This window comes from Sphingomonas sp. GW821-FHT12D09 (genome assembly GCF_058807215.1).
In genome coordinates, this window is record NZ_JBXAQL010000003.1 from 652,655 (window position 1) to 668,562 (window position 15,908).

11 protein-coding genes are annotated in these 15,908 nt (G+C 63.2%); 5 read left to right on the forward strand and 6 right to left on the reverse strand.

Translation table 11 applies throughout. The features are described 5' to 3' along the window. Positions 1-3: 3 nt before the first annotated feature. Both rutA and AC1RPL_RS16925 read left to right on the forward strand, forming a co-directional pair. Positions 4-1,068 carry a pyrimidine utilization protein A gene (gene rutA / locus AC1RPL_RS16920; RefSeq protein WP_493070853.1) on the forward strand — a complete coding sequence of 355 codons (1,065 nt, stop codon included), beginning with the start codon at positions 4-6 and terminating at the stop codon, positions 1,066-1,068. 192 nt (positions 1,069-1,260) lie between these two features. Then, positions 1,261-2,442 (forward strand): tyrosine-type recombinase/integrase, encoded by a 1,182-nt coding sequence (locus tag AC1RPL_RS16925; protein WP_493070855.1) that lies wholly within the window; start codon positions 1,261-1,263, stop codon positions 2,440-2,442. Positions 2,443-2,999: 557 nt separating this feature from the next. On the opposite strand, the gene AC1RPL_RS16930 is transcribed toward AC1RPL_RS16925, so the two are convergent. The 4 genes from AC1RPL_RS16930 to AC1RPL_RS16945 form a co-directional block, all read right to left on the reverse strand. Further along, on the reverse strand, positions 3,000-6,086 hold the full coding sequence (locus AC1RPL_RS16930; RefSeq protein ID WP_493070857.1) for a P-loop NTPase fold protein: 3,087 nt from the start codon (positions 6,084-6,086) through the stop codon (positions 3,000-3,002). Between the two features lie 356 nt (positions 6,087-6,442). Continuing rightward, positions 6,443-8,242, reverse strand: coding sequence for a recombinase family protein (locus tag AC1RPL_RS16935; RefSeq protein ID WP_493070859.1), 1,800 nt, complete (start codon positions 8,240-8,242; stop codon positions 6,443-6,445). Positions 8,243-8,624: 382 nt separating this feature from the next. Beyond that, positions 8,625-9,848, reverse strand: a complete 1,224-nt coding sequence (locus AC1RPL_RS16940) for a hypothetical protein (RefSeq protein WP_493070861.1) — start codon at positions 9,846-9,848, stop codon at positions 8,625-8,627. Between the two features lie 100 nt (positions 9,849-9,948). Further along, on the reverse strand, positions 9,949-10,155 hold the full coding sequence (locus tag AC1RPL_RS16945) for a helix-turn-helix transcriptional regulator (protein WP_493070862.1): 207 nt from the start codon (positions 10,153-10,155) through the stop codon (positions 9,949-9,951). Between the two features lie 731 nt (positions 10,156-10,886). Here AC1RPL_RS16945 and AC1RPL_RS16950 point away from each other — a divergent pair. The 3 genes from AC1RPL_RS16950 (at position 10,887) to AC1RPL_RS16960 (ending at position 13,913) form a co-directional block, all read left to right on the forward strand. Continuing rightward, positions 10,887-12,626 carry a ParB/RepB/Spo0J family partition protein gene (locus AC1RPL_RS16950; RefSeq protein ID WP_493070863.1) on the forward strand — a complete coding sequence of 580 codons (1,740 nt, stop codon included), beginning with the start codon at positions 10,887-10,889 and terminating at the stop codon, positions 12,624-12,626. 53 nt (positions 12,627-12,679) lie between these two features. After that, complete coding sequence (locus AC1RPL_RS16955; RefSeq protein WP_493070865.1) at positions 12,680-12,919, forward strand: sigma factor-like helix-turn-helix DNA-binding protein; 240 nt, start codon at positions 12,680-12,682, stop codon at positions 12,917-12,919. 70 nt (positions 12,920-12,989) lie between these two features. After that, on the forward strand, positions 12,990-13,913 hold the full coding sequence (locus AC1RPL_RS16960; RefSeq protein ID WP_493070867.1) for a HEPN domain-containing protein: 924 nt from the start codon (positions 12,990-12,992) through the stop codon (positions 13,911-13,913). A 481-nt stretch (positions 13,914-14,394) separates the two neighbouring features. Here AC1RPL_RS16960 and AC1RPL_RS16965 read toward each other — a convergent pair whose 3' ends face one another. Both AC1RPL_RS16965 and AC1RPL_RS16970 read right to left on the reverse strand, forming a co-directional pair. After that, entirely contained in the window at positions 14,395-14,790 is a 396-nt protein-coding gene (locus tag AC1RPL_RS16965) for a hypothetical protein (RefSeq protein ID WP_493070869.1), read from the reverse strand. An 848-nt stretch (positions 14,791-15,638) separates the two neighbouring features. Further along, complete coding sequence (locus AC1RPL_RS16970; protein ID WP_493070871.1) at positions 15,639-15,857, reverse strand: hypothetical protein; 219 nt, start codon at positions 15,855-15,857, stop codon at positions 15,639-15,641. Positions 15,858-15,908: the final 51 nt, after the last annotated feature.

Consider the following 15,908-nt stretch of genomic DNA (forward strand, 5'->3'; position numbering starts at 1 on the left):
CACATGGAAGTCGGCGTCTTCGTTCCCATCAACAACAATGGCTGGCTGATCAGCGAGAACGCGCCCCAGTACATGCCGTCGTTCGACATGAACAAGGCGATCGCCTTGAAGGCCGAGGAGCATGGCCTCGATTTCCTGCTCTCGATGATCAAGCTGCGCGGCTTCGGCGGCAAGACCGAGTTCTGGGAGTACGGCCTGGAGAGCTTCACGCTGATGGCCGGCCTTGCCGCCGTCACGGAGAAGATCAAGATCTACGCGACTTGCCCCACGCTGGTGATCCCGCCGGCCTTCGCCGCGCGGATGTGCAACACGATCGATTCGATCAGCCATGGCCGTTTCGGGCTCAACCTGATCACCGGCTGGCAGCGCCCCGAATATAGCCAGATGGGCCTGTGGCCCGGCGACGAGCATTTCCGCAACCGCTACCAGATGCTCGACGAATACGCCCAGATCCTGCGCGAGCTGTGGGAGACCGGGCGCAGCGACCTGAAGGGCGAATATTACCAGATGGACGATTGCCTCGTCCGGCCCACGCCGCAGGGCGACATGAAGATCATCTGCGCCGGCTCGTCGGACGAGGGCCTCGCCTTCTCGGCGAAATGGGCCGACTATGCATTCTGCCTCGGCAAGGGCGTCAACACGCCCAAGGCCTTCGCCTCCAACAACGAACGCCTGGCGGAGGCGACTGCCAAGACCGGCCGCGACGTGAAGGTGTTCGTGCTCGTGATGGTCATCGCCGACGAGACCGACGAGGCCGCGATGGCCAAGTGGAAATCCTACAATGACGGCGTCGATCTCGATGCGATCGCCTGGCTCAAGGACCAGGGCGCGGCCGACAAGCACAACGCCACCACCAACGTCCGCCAGCTCGCCGCTCCCGAAGGCGCAGTGAACATCAATATGGGCACGCTGGTCGGCAGCTATGAAAGCGTGGCGCGCATGCTAGACGAAATGGCCGAAGTGCCGGGCACCGGCGGCGTGCTGCTGACCTTCGACGACTTCCTCGAAGGTGTGGAGAATTTCGGCACGCGCATCCAGCCGTTGATGAAGAGTCGCGCCGGGCGCTGATGCGTCCGGTCTGGTGCTGCTTCTGTTGGAAAATTGGATGCCCCGTGAGCCCTATACTCCTCGTCTCAGGAAAGCCGAGGGCGGCTCTTAGTCTTTAAGAAATAAAGATAATTTGCAAAGCTGCGCCTCACGTTTTCCCACGGTGCGTCATCGCATCCAACGCTCAGTGTGGGAACGAACGAGGGAACAGAAATGGGCAGCTTGACCGCCATCGGCGTTAGAAATGCCAAGCCCGGCCGCCATGGGGATGGCGCCGGACTATACCTCCTCGTGAAGAACTCTGGAAGCAGGTCATGGCTGCTACGGGTTCAACGCGATGGTAAGCGCAGGGACATCGGCCTTGGCTCTATAGCCGCGCTCAACCTAGCGGAGGCCCGCGAGAAAGCGGCAGAACTTCGCAAGCATGTATTGAATGGGCGAGATCCAATAGCCGAGCGGGATCGCGATCGCCGGCCTATTCCCACGTTCAAAGAAGCTGCGAAGGCTACACATGACGATTTGAAATCAGGCTGGGCATCGAAGCATGCCGCAGCGTTTCTTTCATCGCTGGAGGAACACGCTTTTGGGCCGATCGGGAATCGTAGGGTCGACACGATCGATGCTGCCGTCATACGCGACATGCTGGCGCCGATCTGGACCAGGATACCGTCTATGGCGCGCAAGGTTCGCCAGCGGGTGGGCACCGTCCTCAACTATTCCCAATCCAAGGGCTGGAGGGCGAACGAGGCGCCCTTGAAGGCCGTTACTTTGGGGCTCGCCCGGCAGGCTAGCGGCAATAACTTCGCCGCCATGCCGTATGCCGAAGTTCCGAGCCTCGTAGCGGATCTGATGGATCGAGCCCAAACAACCGGCCGAGATGCATTGATGTTCCTGCTGTTCACCGCGGCGAGGTCGGGCGAGGTTCGATCTGCTCGATGGTCCCACATCGATCTTGATGAAGGAAATTGGAACCGCCCGGCGGACCTCATGAAAAACCGGCTGGCGCATACTGTCACGCTCAACCAGCCCGCGATCGATCTACTGCGTCGGCGCCTCGATGAGATTTCACCTAAGCCGCAAGACCTGATTTTCCCGGCACAGAGAGGCGGGCAGCTTTCCGACATGACGATTACCAAGGTTTTGAGGAGCGCCAAGGTGCCCTTCACTGCCCACGGGTTCCGCAGTTCATTCCGGGATTGGGCAGCCGAAATGATGCCGGCGATTCCCGACCCCGTTGCCGAAGCGGCACTTGCACACGTGGTTCCCGACAAGGTGATCGCCGCGTACAAGCGGACGTCATTCTTGGCTTTGCGGCGAGAACTCCTCGCGGCTTGGGGAAACGCCAGCACGGCTTCGATCAGTGGGGGTGGGCCGAACGCAGCCGTGCGATCCTGATACCACCCATTCGCTCATCCGACACGGAGCGCCAATCGAACGACCGAGATTGGGACATTCCCGACATTCGCACGCGACGTGTCGAACGGCGACTTTTTTCAGAAGCTGACGATCAGCGCGTGTCCGGGCGGCGTCGCGTTGCGACTGGAGTTGGGCCGAAAGCGGACTGGCGGCTTCCGGGACCGGAATGCCCGACAGCTACCTTGTGCACTGGCTGCGATCTGATTTGGTGCACCTTGGGAGACGCTGGCCGACGCCGCGGTGTGCCGTCCATCGATCCCGCCATCCGGCCCGGGACCGAACGCTTCGAAACGAACGCCCAGTTCGCGACCGATCAGGTCGCGTGACAGATCCTCGAAGTCGGTTGGCGAGAGTGACTCGAAACTATAGGTCAAGAGGGGACAGCTTTCTGCTTGCTCGGATGGGTTCGCTTACGGACGGGCTACCGCACGTTGTTCCACTTTTGTTTGGCTGACAACTCACCTTTCCCGGACCGGCTGGCGCGGACAGCACAGGATGACACCGGCGACGGAGTCCCCCCGAGCGCGCGAAATTATTTAGGGATGGAAGGAATATCGGGCCACGATGTGCCGGGCCAGACGCAGTTCATGCGGTTCGATTGGGCGACCCAGCACCCGGACCGCCTCCCGCACCCCATCCAAGAACGCGCCTTGCAGCCCCTGCTGGGTCAATGCCGTCAGCCAGGCTGGCGCCGAAGGCGGCGACAATGGATCCACGTTGAGGCTGGAGCCGGCCACGATCCGTCTCCACAGCTCGTCCGGGGTCTGGCCGATGCCGTCGAGACATATTGGTACCAACGCGCTTGGAAAACCGGTCTCGACCGCGAGCATGAGCTGGACGGCTGCGAAAGACGGGATCTCGGACTGTTCGGCGGACAGGAAGCGCTCGATATCGCGCTGTCCCATGGACGCGCGAATCAGCCGGTACAGATTGACGAAGCGCTTCACCGCGCGCGGTGATTTCGCGGCGATCGGCCCGAGGGACAGCAGCAGTTCCCGCTCGTCACCGGTCAACGCCAGAAGGTCGGTTGTTTCGGCGCGCTCCCGCGGCGCGAACGGCTCTATGCGTTCGATCCCGCGTTTCGGGATCGCGGGGTCGGAAGCGACGTCCGGATCGGGCGCCGACGGTCCGGCCGACTCTGGCTGTGCCTCGGCAGTCGAGCCGATCATCGCCATCACGAAGCTGCGATACGCGCGATATTGCTCACCGCTTTCCGCCTCGGGGTTCCGGAGGCCCCTCACCCAGAACGGGATTTGGAAGATCTTCTCGAGATAGTCTGCGGCCTTGGCGCTGGCGTCCGATCCTTTGAATTGCTCGTAAACCGTCTCGAGCGCGTGCTGCAGCCAATGCGCATCCACTGCAACGACGGCGATGAAGCAGTCATAGGCGAGGAGCAGATGCACGGCCTGAAGGACCTGGACGACCTGCGCCTCGGTGCAACGATCGAGATCGTCGATATAGACGATGATCCGCTCGACACTTTCGCCGGTCTGGTTGCGTCGCCCGGCAGCAACCACGGCGCTCAATTGCTCGAAGCTTCGGCGCACGGCTGCCAGAGATCCAAGCTGGGCGCGGACCGCTGCAACGTCCGCCGAATCCTTCAGCAGAAATTCGAGCATGAGGGTGGGCGCGCCAGCCAGTCCCGCCTCCGCGACACCGCGATATTTGGCGAGATATGCTTCGCGTCTTGTACGGTCCGCGGTGGCCGTCTCGAGCGCAGCCTGATGCTTGGCCAGGCTCTCCCTGGCGGCGCTCAGCGCTTGATCCGCCTCTTTTCTCCGCGCCGCGAGCTCCCGGTTGAACAGTCCGGCGACCCGCCACGCCGGAAGCACGAACGGCGCGACCGGCAATAGGAACGCAAGAAGCGAGGCACAACGGACGACCCATGCAAGTGCGGGCGACACATGCGGCAGCAAGCGGCCCCATTCCCACCAAACGGCAACGCCGATCGCGGCCAACGTTCCCAGCGTGACCCATTTCCGCCAGCCCGCGTTCCAGAAATAGTCGAAGCCGATCAGAGCGATACGCGTCATATCGCCCGAGGCTTCCGCATATCGCCGTACGGTCGTCTCGCTCGGCTTGCCGCTATCGTCGAGCACGGCCTCCTTCAGAGCCTCGACTGCGCTTTTCTCGCCCTTGCTGGTCTCGCCCTTGTCGGCCTTCTCTTCCTCACCGAGCAATGCCCGAACCGTTTGCCCGGCAGCTTGCGCGAGGCTGGTTGTTCGGGCGCTCCGCGCCGCTTCGACCTGCTTTTCGGCGTCGGTCACGGCAGCCTGCGATTCTGACTGCGTCTTGAGCGTTGAGCGAAGGTGCTCGGCTTCCTCGCCGGTCCGCTTTGTCACTTCCGCCACCAGCGTCGCGCCGCGCTGCGCTTCGGCATGGTCGAGGCCGCCAGAGGCGATCTGATCGAATATCTCTGACGTAATCGACGCCCAGAGATTAGCGCTGTCAGCAAAGGTCCAGGCGTTGAGCGACACCTGGATGACGTTGCGCACTCTCCGGTCCGCCGGATCGATCTCATCGGTAGCGCTTACTGCGTTATCGGACCGGCGTTGACGCGCGATCGCCAGCCCGACCTGATGCTGGATTTGCTTCAGCAGCGTGCTCTTGCCACTGCCCCATGCACCAAACACGCCTACGGCCATGGGCGGCCCGGCGGACTCCAGCGTCAGAAGGCCGGCAAGCGCTCGGGCGTCGTCGCCTGAGCCGAGCGCATCGCGTCCGGCAAGCGCACGATCATCGATATATTCCGGGCGGACCCTTCGCTCGGTGCGCAGATCCGGGAGGTCGCGGATGAAGTCGGCGAATGCGTTGCGGTCCGCGGCGGAAGTAGCGCCGACAGGCGTCTCCAGCAAAGCCGAGCGGAACCGCTCGAACCCTTCGGTAAAGAGGCCCAGCGACTGGAGCGCAGCCTGGCCGTCACGCGTCGCAAGGGCACCGCCCCAGAGGAACTGCGCCGAAACCGCGCCCGCGCGCGAGCGCGTCCGGCGCTGCAACCGCGAAGCCATTGCCAGGATCTCGATGAGGTCCCAGTTCAGCACCACTTGTGCGTCCACGCCGGATCGCGGCTGGACCTGGGCCGTGTCGAGATCCATCGGCGGCAAGCTGAGGTCGTCCCAAGCGGACAGCCGGTCGCGCAGCGCGCTGTCGAAGGCGCTGCCGAGCACCGTTAGCGCGGTCCGAAAATACGCTTCGGCATCGATAAGGATCGGCTCGGGAAAAGAAACGGGATCGCCGCTCAGCCGTCGTGCCGCCTCCTCGAGCACAGCGACTACACCGGGTGCAAGCAGGGGCCGGGCGCCCTTCCGCCGCTCGGTCAGCTGGTCGAGCCGCGCAGACGCGCCGACGAGCGCCTCGAAGGGATCGGCTGCAAGCGCAGCTCGCAAACTTGCCTCCCCCTCGCTTGCCGACCCTTGGTTTGGCTTAACCGGCGATGGCCGCGCAGGCAGGCCAAGACGATGGGCCTTTCCGATCACCCGGTTTCGGGAAAACCCCAATTCCTCCCCGATCTGTGTCCCGGTGAGGCCCGAGCCCCACATCTCGCGCAGTTGGTCTTCGAGTTCCGGCGTCCATGGATGACCGGTATCGGAGGAGACTCTCTCAATCTGTGGCGGCTTGCTCATCGGACGAGCATCAAATCCCGCTTTGGCGCCTCGCGCAATGTTCTCTTTCCACCGTCGCTTAGGCACTAGAGGCTTCCGGACGGCTTTCCACCCAATAGCGAACGCTCGGCACAAAAATCGCGAATGACCGCTTCCAGGTGCAATCCGTTTCAGCCCGCACGACCGCAATTGGGGCGCAAAGCCGACCGGCTGGTTTGCGCGACCCGAATGGCGGACTTCAGCAATAGCCGACACTCAAATCAACGCCGCTGAATGTCTCGAGCTGGTCGGAGGCAGTCGGCAACCCCATTCAAATCGAATTCATAACCGGGGCGTGTTCCCCTGACCGCTTTGGCCTGCACAATGAGGTCTACAGCCTAAAGAGCAAGCCCTCCGCCACTCCGCGGCGCGTGGTTGCGCCCCGTGAGACTCATGCTCAACCCTTCCTTTGGCCAGGCCGGGAAGCCGAACATCAGGCGTTGCTGGTCCCATTCCATGGGCATGCTCGCCTCCAAGAGAGTTCGGCGCGTGAAGCCGGGCGGCTGCAGTCCGTCCATAATGGCGGCGACTATGTCGGGTGCCAGATAGTTGAGCTGGATCAGCCGTGAGAAGTGGGACGCGCCACGTCCCATCTTTCGCGCGACCTCCGCAACGGTCTTGTCTCGATTGGCGTATACCGCCTCGCGCGCAGCGGTCGCCTCCTCCAGCAACTTCAGCAGCCGAGGGTCGGGAGCAATGGCGTCTGCCGTCCGTGGTGGAATGGGCAGGATCAGTCGCCGCGTCTCCCGTACCAATGCTGCCGGTGCATCCACGACGTAGACGCGCGACATGACGCGCCCCGGTATCTCAACCGATGGCCGCAGCAATCCCACGCCATCCCAGGCGAGCAACCGATCAAGTTCAAAGCAGGAGATGAGCAACCGGACCTTCTCCCGGTCCAGTTCCGCACGCCGCACAACACATTTCAGCACTGCGGCCAGACGCTCGCGTTCCATTCCATCGAGCCAACGGGAGATCTTCGGTCCAGACTTGAGGGCCCTCTCGATCGATGCGTCCAGAATGCCAAGTTCTGCGAGAGCCTCCGAGAGACGCGGTCGATTGGTGAGAAGGCTGCGCAAGGCTGTGACAGCAAGTGCTTCCACCTCTCCCGCGTTCACGCGGATCACCTTCAGGTGCTGGCGTCGCGCGTCACGGGACAGCTCGGTAGAGTAATAGTCCCACCGTCGGCCTTCGCGAATTTGACCGTCGGGATGCATTCGCCGGCCATGGGAGTCGAAAAGCAAACCCTTCAGCAGCGCGCCGCTATGTCCGCGCGGGATCTGGCATTCGTGCCGTAGGGCGCGTTTCGCCTGCACCCGGTCCCACTCCGCGCGCGTGACTAAGGCTGGGTGCTCTCCGGGATACCACTCGCCCTTATATTCAATGAAGCCGAGATAGAGCGGATTGGTCAGTATCCGATGGAGCAAGCCCGGCCCGAAGAGATGCCCGCCCAATATCCTGCCATCCCGCGCAACCGAGGTTTTGTTGCGAACGCCCTGAGCACGCAACTCCTGCAGAAGCTGGTTGCCCGAAACCGCCTCGGGATAGCGCGCGTAGATGTCGCGGACGATCGCCGCCTCGTCCTCATGCTCGATCAGCTTCTTGTGGACCTTGGCATAGCCGAAGGGGGTCTTGCCGCCGGTCCATTTCCCTCGTCGCTTCAGGGTGGCGAACCGATCGCGCAGGCGATCTGACAGCAGCTCGCGCTCGAACTGGGCGAAGGTCAGCAGGACATTGAGCACCAGGCGGCCCATGCTGTCTGACGTATCGAAGGCTTGGGTGATACTGACGAAAGAGACCTTGAAACGCTCAAGGGTGTCGATCAGCCGGACGAAATCCAGAAGAGATCGCGACAGCCGGTCGATCTTGTAAATCACAACGACATCGACGCGGCCGGCCTCGATGTCGGTCAGCAAATCTTGAAGGGCTGGTCGGACCAGGTTCGCGCCCGACCAGCCTCCATCGTCATAGCGCTTCGGGAGTTCGATCCAGCCTTTGTGCTTCTGACTGCGGATATAGGCCGAACACGTGTCCCGTTGTGATTCCAGCGAGTTTACTTCCCGGTCGAGCCCCTCCTCGGTGCTCTTGCGAGTGTAAATCGCACAACGAAACACGGGCTTCGGTTCGGAGCCTGCCATCACACGCCTCCAAGCTGGCAGAGCGTCTCACATGTCGCGACAATCGCCGCTCCCCAATCCTTCGTGCGTTCAGGGCTTGCGACGAGCTGCCCAGACAAGGCCGGCCACTGCTGTGACGAGCGATGCCAGGCCAAGCAGAAAGCCATCGCTGAGGATAAGCATCTCGGTACTCCTTTCATCGGAGTCGATGTATGTTCACTTAATGTTCCAACATTGCAAGCGATGTCGAGGCGGGTTCGATCTTCCCGCGCCGTAGCTATAGGCCCCGCCAAATTTGAACGGGTTGCACATGGTCTCGCCTGAGGAACTGTATCAGATGTATGGGCTGAGCCGATGGGGCCGACTGAACGACCGGCTCTGATAATCAGCCGACAGGTTGCTTTTAGCTAAGGTGCCGCCCAGGTTCGGACGGCATTTCCTGGATCAGGTGCTCATCGACCTGTCCAGAAATTACCGGGTCCAGCCGGTCGGCCTCTGCGGCGGCCCATCGCCTCCAGTCGGCGAATGCCACAGGGTCCAGGCTTCGATGGCCTTTCTCTATTGCGGTACTAACCGATGCGATCAGCGCGCGGAGATCTTCTGCCTGCCGCAACATCTCCGCGCTGCGATGTAGCGCCTCCAAGCGCTCCTTGTTCCGCTTGGCCAGGGCCTCGCGCCGACGCTCCTCGCGCCAAGCGTCCATCCGCGCCGCGTGCTCGAGACGTTCTGCGATGCTGAGTCGGTAACGCGCCTCTCCGGCAGCGACGATCGTTGCCGCGATTTCCGCGACCTGCGTTTCCAATTTGACCGAACCGTCCTCCCACATGCGAGGAAAACTTTCCGGCAGTGCGCCAAGCAACTCGATCCGTAGCGGGGATTTGGGCGGGCTCGGCAGCGCGTCACCCTGGCGCCGATGGACTAGCGCGGCTTCACCGGGGTGCTGGATCCGCACCTGAACGTCATGGTCTCCGATCGTGGCGCGAAAGCTCGGTTCGTGTTCGCCCCACAGGGCGCACGGATATCCCATCGGGGCCAGGGCGTGCATCAGCGCGTCGACGATGCGCAGTTTGCGCTCCTGGTCTGGCTGGTCGAAAGCCGGGGCAAGTTCCCACCTCGGATAGCTTGATGTTGCAATCTTTTCGCGTCGGCGTTCGTCGCGTCGAAGCAGCACCTGCACGGCGCGGTGCGGCCGATCGAGCTTCCGCGAGACCGAGACCTTTCCGATCTGCTTCAGGACTTGGCGGCGTAGCGCGTCCAGATCCTCGGGGACGGCCTGAGTCGCAAAGGGCCCTTCGGGGTTCTCCGGTGCGCCCGGGTCGGCGCGGAAACGGTCGGCAAGCGCGCTGTGGACGAGCAGGAGGCTGTCCTGCCCCGGCTTGCGCGCCGGCAGCGGGGTGCGCCGGACCGGCTTGCCCGCCTGGAGCTTGTTCCAATAGCCCGCCTGTGGAAGCGGGATGCCGTGCTGACGAAGTGCCTTGGCCAGCCCGCTATCCGAAAGCCCGAACTCGGATGCCAATTGTCGCATGGGCGCGGACCAGGCGAGCTCGTACAACTGGTCCCGGCTGACCCGCACCTCCGTCTGCTGGCTCGGCCACCAGGATGCGCCTGAACCTCCGATCAACGCCATTCCACTCTCCGTCAGATACTGACGGTGTGGTGCCTCAGGCAGCGTGCATCGCCAACGGGCTCCGGGACAACCGGATGGCGATGCCACCGACCTGAAGGGGCTAGCCCTCGCCGACCTGATAGAACATCGGGTTCCTGAGCCATTCGGCAATTGCGGACTCGCGCCAACCGGCGCAGCGGGTGCTGATCTGGACGTTTCTCGGGAAGGTGCCGTTCTGCATCTTGCGGTACATGGTCGAGCGGCTGAGGCCGGTGCGCTCGAGGACGGTCTTGATCCGGAGAATACGGTCTGGGGTGTCGGTCTGCATCGGTATCACCTTGCATCTAGTGCCTGCGAGTGGTGCTCCCCGGGGCGAATTGGGCAGGAATGCTGAGCGGTGAAAAGAGGCTCTCTGGTGCCAGTCGGGGCCTGGCGTACAGTTGGCGGTAGTTGCGTAGACTGGTGTAGGTCGCTGGATTCAGGGTTGTTGTGTCAGGGCGTCCCACGCTGCGCGTGGCCGCGCTCTACGCCACGAAATCGCGGCCCCGAGTCGCTGCGCGTCTCGGCCCATTCGGGTTGCGATCGCTGACGTGTAAACGCGATGCCGTTCAGCGGAACGCGGTGTCTGATGGGCGTTCTCTGGCTGGCTTCTGCGAAGCCGCCAGGGTCCGCGGCGCCTCTTGTTTTCCGCGTGGCACGCTCGATCCGGACGGAAGGCACGGCGGCGGCTGGCGCACGGGCGCGCGCGCACGCCGCCGCGACGGCCGCCCGGATTCGAGAGAGCTGCTTTGAGGGGCGCCTCCGGCGCCAGGCGCTGCGCGCTCAAGATCTGCGGACGGCGCTGGTGCGCCGGCGTCGCCTGCCGGCCGCGGCCAAGGGGGGTGGGCGTCGCTGCCTCTAGTCCCGCCGCGGCGTGCCGCAACCCGGCGTTGCCGGGTCTTCCACTGCGTTGCAGCCCTGCGGGTGCAGCCCGCCGCTCAAGCGGGACTGCCGGCCTGCTCCTTGCCGCCCACCCCCCTTTTCCGGGGCCGGTGCGGTGTTTGAAGAGGAGTAGGACAGATGGAACTCAAGCATATCGATGTCGCCAAGCTCTGCATCTCCGCAGTGAACATGCGGGCCAAGGGCAAAGCCGACCTGTCGCACATCCTGCCGTCGATCCGTGCGCGGGGCGTGCTGGTGCCGCTGATCGTACGGCCGACCGGAGAAGCCGAGCGCTTCGAGATCGTGGCGGGCAAGCGGCGCTATAATGCGGCGCTGACGGTCGCGGAGGAGAGCGGCGAGGCCGAGCCCCTTCCCTGTGCGATCATGGCACCGGGCGACGATGCGGCGGCGCTGGAAGCCTCGCTGATCGAGAATGTCGCGCGGCTCGATCCGGACGAGGTGACGCTTTGGGAGAGCTTCACGCGGCTAGTGCGCGAGGGCCGTTCGCCCGAGGATATCGCGCTCACCTTCGGGCTGACCGAGTTGCAGGTGAAGCGGACGCTGGCGTTGGGCAACCTGCTGCCGCGCATCCGGGGGCTGTATCGCAAGGGCGATATCGACGCGGCGACGGTGCGGCACCTGACCCTCGCGTCCAAGGCACGGCAGCGCGACTGGCTGGGGCTGTTCGACGATCCTGACGTGCATTGCCCGACCGGGCATTCGCTCAAGGCGTGGCTGTTTGGCGGCGCGTCGGTGCCGGTGGGCGCGGCGCTGTTCGATCTGGCCGACTATCCCGGCGAATTGGTGTCCGACCTGTTCGGCGAGGAGCGCTTCTTCGCTGATACAGCCAGCTTCTGGGTAGCGCAGACGCCTGCCATCGAGGCCAAGGCCAAGGGCTATCGCGAGGCCGGGTGGTCCGAGGTGGTGATCCTCCCGACCGGCGAAACGTTCCACAGCTGGGAGCATGGGCGCTGCCCCAAGCGCAAGGGCGGCAAGGTGTTCCTCGCGGTCAGCGCGCGCGGCGAGGTGACCGTCCATGAAGGCTATATCTCGGTGAAGGAAGCGCGGCGGCGCGAGCGGGGTGAGGGCAGCCAGGACGATAAGCCGGTTCGGCCCGAGGTCAGCGCGCCGATCCAGAACTATGTCGATCTGCACCGGCATGCCGCCGTGCGGTCCGACCTGATCGGCCAGCCTTCGGTCGCGCTGCGGTTGCTGGTGGCGCATGCCATTGTCGGCTCCTCATTGTGGAACGTCCGGATCGAGGACCAGCGCGCGGCGAACGATGCGATTGCCGAGAGCGTCGAGAATTGCGCGTCGGAAGCGCGGTTCGACGAGAAGCGGCGGGCGGTGCTGGCGCTGCTCGGCTTCGATCCCGAAACCCCGACCGTGACGCGCGGCTATGAAGACGAGCACGGCGTCGCCGGGCTGTTCGTCCGGCTGTTGCAGCTTCCCGATCCGGCGCTGCTCGACGTAGCGGCGATCATCATGGGCGAGACGCTGGAGGCTGGGAGCGCGCTGATCGAAGTGCTGGGGCCACTGCTGGGCACCGACATGGCAAAGGTCTGGCAGGCCGACGACGCCTTGCTCGATATGATCCGCGACCGCGAGGTGATCGGCTGCGTGCTGGCCGATGTGGCAGGCGATGCCGTCGCGAGCGCCAACGAGGCCGCTACGGCCAAGGTAAGGCGCGGGATCGTGCGCGACTGCCTGACCGGCGCGAACGGACGCGCCAAGGTCGAGGGCTGGGTGCCGAAATGGATGGCCTTTCCGCCTGCCGCCTACATCGCGCGTGGGGGCGTGCCGACCGTCGCCCGGGCCGAGAAGATGGCGGGCCTCGTCATCACCCCCGAACCGCTGCCGCTGCGTGCAGCCGCGTGATCGATGCTGGCGGTCGCAAGGCCGCCAGCTTCCTTGGCTGAGGGAGACTTGTCATGATCGACACCCCCGATCCCCGCACGTTGCGGCGGCTCCGTCGAGCAATCCGCAGGCTGCCGCGCGATCAGCATGCCGTGTTCTGCGCGGTGCGGTACGAAGACCTGGACTACGAGCAGCTCGCCGAGCGCACCGGCCTCACAGTTCGCGAAGTCGAACGACGGCTGGCACAGGCACTGTTCGCGATCACCCGCGACATGGATCGCACACCGCGCCGCCGGTGGTGGCGCTTCTGGTGACCGACAACTGCCGCGCGGGGCAACCCGCGCGGTTGTTCTTTTCTGTCACGCTCGGATAGGATCGCCGCACATGCGTACCGACCTTGATCATCTCCCGCCGGCCAAGCAGCGCGAACTGGAACGCGTCGTCCAGATCCTCTTCGAGGAGTTTGCCGACGCGACCGCCATTGCGAATTCGGAGTGGAAGAAGAACGCGCGCATCCTCAAGGTCATCCTCTATGGCAGCTATGCGCGCGGCGGCTGGGTCGATGAGCCGCACACTGCCAAGGGCTATCAGTCCGACTTCGATCTGCTGGTGATCGTCAACAATGAGAAGCTGACCGACCGGGTCGAGTATTGGGTAAAGGCCGAGGACCGGCTCAACCGCGAACTGGCGATCACCAAGACGCTGCGCACGCCGGTCAATTTCATCGTGCACACCATGCACGAGGTGAACGACGGGCTCGCGCATGGCCGCTACTTTTTCATGGACGTCGCGCGGGACGGGATCGCGGTCTACCAGAGCGAGGACAACGAGTTTCATGAGCCCAAGCCGAAGACGCCCGAGCAGGCGCTGGCGATGGCGCGGGAGTATTTCGAGGAGTGGTACCCGAGCGCAATGAAGCGCTTCGAGATTGCGAATTTTGATCTTTCGAGGGGCTTCCTCAAGGACGCGGCGTTCGACCTCCACCAGACTGCGGAACGTCTCTATCACGGCGTCTTGCTGGTCTGCACTTTCTACACCCCGCACACCCACAATCTCGGCTTCCTCCGCACCCAGGCCGAACGGATCGATCCCCGCCTGATCGATGCATGGCCTCGCGACACCAAGCCGGATCGCTCGCGTTTCGAGAAGCTCAAAGAGGCCTATGTGAAGGCGCGCTATTCGAAGCATTATCGCATCAGCGCCGAGGAGCTAACTTGGCTCGGCGAGCGCGTCGAAGCGTTAGGGCAGGCGGTTCTGGTAATCTGCGAAGAGCACATCACCGCGCTGGAGAGTAGCGCGGCGGCCTAGGTTTGAACCCATAAACGGCAGCTATCGGCGCGAGGGCCGAATGTCCGAGATTGGGTGGGAGCCGACATCGACCTATGGAGCTGTCGCCCCGTAAACCCCGATGATCTCGTCAATCTGATTGGCAGTCGCACGCCACCGAACTGACCATAGCGTCTGTATTATGATGCCGCGCTTGATGGTCGCGCCCCGCCATCCGTCCTCGTATGCGACCCGATCAACTGCGAACCCTTGGCGTCGCAACTGGTCTACCATCTCGCGTTCGCTTGAGCCGAGAGGGAATCGCCTTTTTACGCGTTCGTCGAAAACTGGTTCGCCCTCTCCGAAAGTCTTGGGAAGGTCGCGTGCGAGGGGCGGAATGGGAGGATAAGGCCAGCGCATTCCGGGAATGTTTCATGCAGTCGGAATGTCCGCAATGGGGTCGTTAGCTGCCTAGCCGCTTTCAGATCGGCGCCCCCGGCGGCGAACGGCTGAGAATGGGTGGTTAGCTGCCGTCGCGCCGATCAAACGCGGTTGTTTCGCCGGTCACGCCGTTGATCACCTCAATCCGATTTGGACGCGGTTCGCCCCAAAGGCGGAGCTTCAAGGGATTGCCATCCCGGTTGAAGATCAAGCCGCGATCGGACGCGCCGACATAGCCGTTCGGAAGCAAGTAGGGGCTGACCTTATCGTGCTCGACTACATAGGCGACTTCCTGGCCGTTTCCGAAGTTCAGCACGCCGTCTCGCAGGTTCATGGAGCCGCAGCACACGCTGGTAAAGATGCCGTTGGCTGTTCCGATCGGAAGCCTAGGCGGGAAAGCCCACCAATAGAGCGGCAGACCAAGGAAGATTGCAGCTAACGCAACGCGCGCAAAAGTGTCGTTCTGCTCACGCGCCAAGTATGCTCGAACGGTAGGTAAGAGCAACGCCCGCTATCGGGGCGTTAGCGGCTGGGCCGCTCCTGGGCGGTCAAATTTGAACCGGAACGGCGGCGAATGGGTGGGAAGCAGGTCTAACGTCGTTAGGGCGAATGTCGTGAGCAGAGCCACATTACGATCGCCCAGCCAGAGAGCAACGGAATGAACGAAAGGACCGAGTCGTACCGATCGGCGAGAATGCATAGAGGTACGGTGGCCGCAGCGACCACACCCGGATAGACGAATCCCTTCCAATGAGCGGGAACGTAGCTCCACATCACGCGGTGGAACCAAATTTCCCTTCCTTGGCTGTTTCTCTCGGTCATCCGATGCCCCCCACCGCGGAATGGTCGCAAAAAACCGTCAATGTCCGCCGGCTCACGGGATCTCGGACGAGGAGCGGACAGCTCAGCGCACGACACATTGCTCTCTTACGACCTCGCTACAGGTCGGATAGGTCGTGGCGGCAATCGTGGAGAACACACATAGCGCCGCGCAAATCGGCGCGAGGCATAGCCATGGCGCCAAGTGATTCCAGAACCGCCATGGTGCTTCGCTTCGGAGGATAGCTGGCTTGCCGGCCCGTTCACGAAGAAAACTGACAGGCTGTGATTTTCCCGACCGCAAGCTTTCCCGGACGGCAGCTAGTGCCAGGATCGCAGTCATTGCGAGGATAACGGGCACGAATATCAAGGCATGCTCCGGCGCGATGAATAGCCCAGACTATCAGGCCACCAGGCGTCCGCAACTGAGTCGTCTGCCGCCAGACGACTTTAGATTGAGTATAAGGACGCGTTGCTAAGCGACGATCGCTTTGCGGCGGAAGGCGGCTATGGCCGCCGTTCCGCCACCTCCAGCGCGGCTTTGATAAGGTCGGCGGCGACCTCCCAGCCGAAAGTGTTGACCGTTGTCGGTCCATCATCGGGCACGCTGACGTCGAACAACATGTCCCCTTCCTCTGACAAAACTTCCATGCGTATGCCTTCGAAGGCGACATCGCTCGCCCATTGATATTCGACGGTTCGATGTTCGAGCATCAGCGTTCCCATTCGACCGTCTTACCGCACCGTCGCCGTGTCTGCTATCGGGCAGCGAGCCAT

Coding starts and splice junctions, on each gene's coding strand:
- rutA (WP_493070853.1), top strand. CDS start 4: ATGGAAGTCGGCGTCTTCGTTCCCATCAACAACAATGGCTGGCTGATC.
- AC1RPL_RS16925 (WP_493070855.1), top strand. CDS start 1,261: ATGGGCAGCTTGACCGCCATCGGCGTTAGAAATGCCAAGCCCGGCCGC.
- AC1RPL_RS16930 (WP_493070857.1), bottom strand. CDS start 6,086: ATGAGCAAGCCGCCACAGATTGAGAGAGTCTCCTCCGATACCGGTCAT.
- AC1RPL_RS16935 (WP_493070859.1), bottom strand. CDS start 8,242: ATGGCAGGCTCCGAACCGAAGCCCGTGTTTCGTTGTGCGATTTACACT.
- AC1RPL_RS16940 (WP_493070861.1), bottom strand. CDS start 9,848: ATGGCGTTGATCGGAGGTTCAGGCGCATCCTGGTGGCCGAGCCAGCAG.
- AC1RPL_RS16945 (WP_493070862.1), bottom strand. CDS start 10,155: ATGCAGACCGACACCCCAGACCGTATTCTCCGGATCAAGACCGTCCTC.
- AC1RPL_RS16950 (WP_493070863.1), top strand. CDS start 10,887: ATGGAACTCAAGCATATCGATGTCGCCAAGCTCTGCATCTCCGCAGTG.
- AC1RPL_RS16955 (WP_493070865.1), top strand. CDS start 12,680: ATGATCGACACCCCCGATCCCCGCACGTTGCGGCGGCTCCGTCGAGCA.
- AC1RPL_RS16960 (WP_493070867.1), top strand. CDS start 12,990: ATGCGTACCGACCTTGATCATCTCCCGCCGGCCAAGCAGCGCGAACTG.
- AC1RPL_RS16970 (WP_493070871.1), bottom strand. CDS start 15,857: ATGGGAACGCTGATGCTCGAACATCGAACCGTCGAATATCAATGGGCG.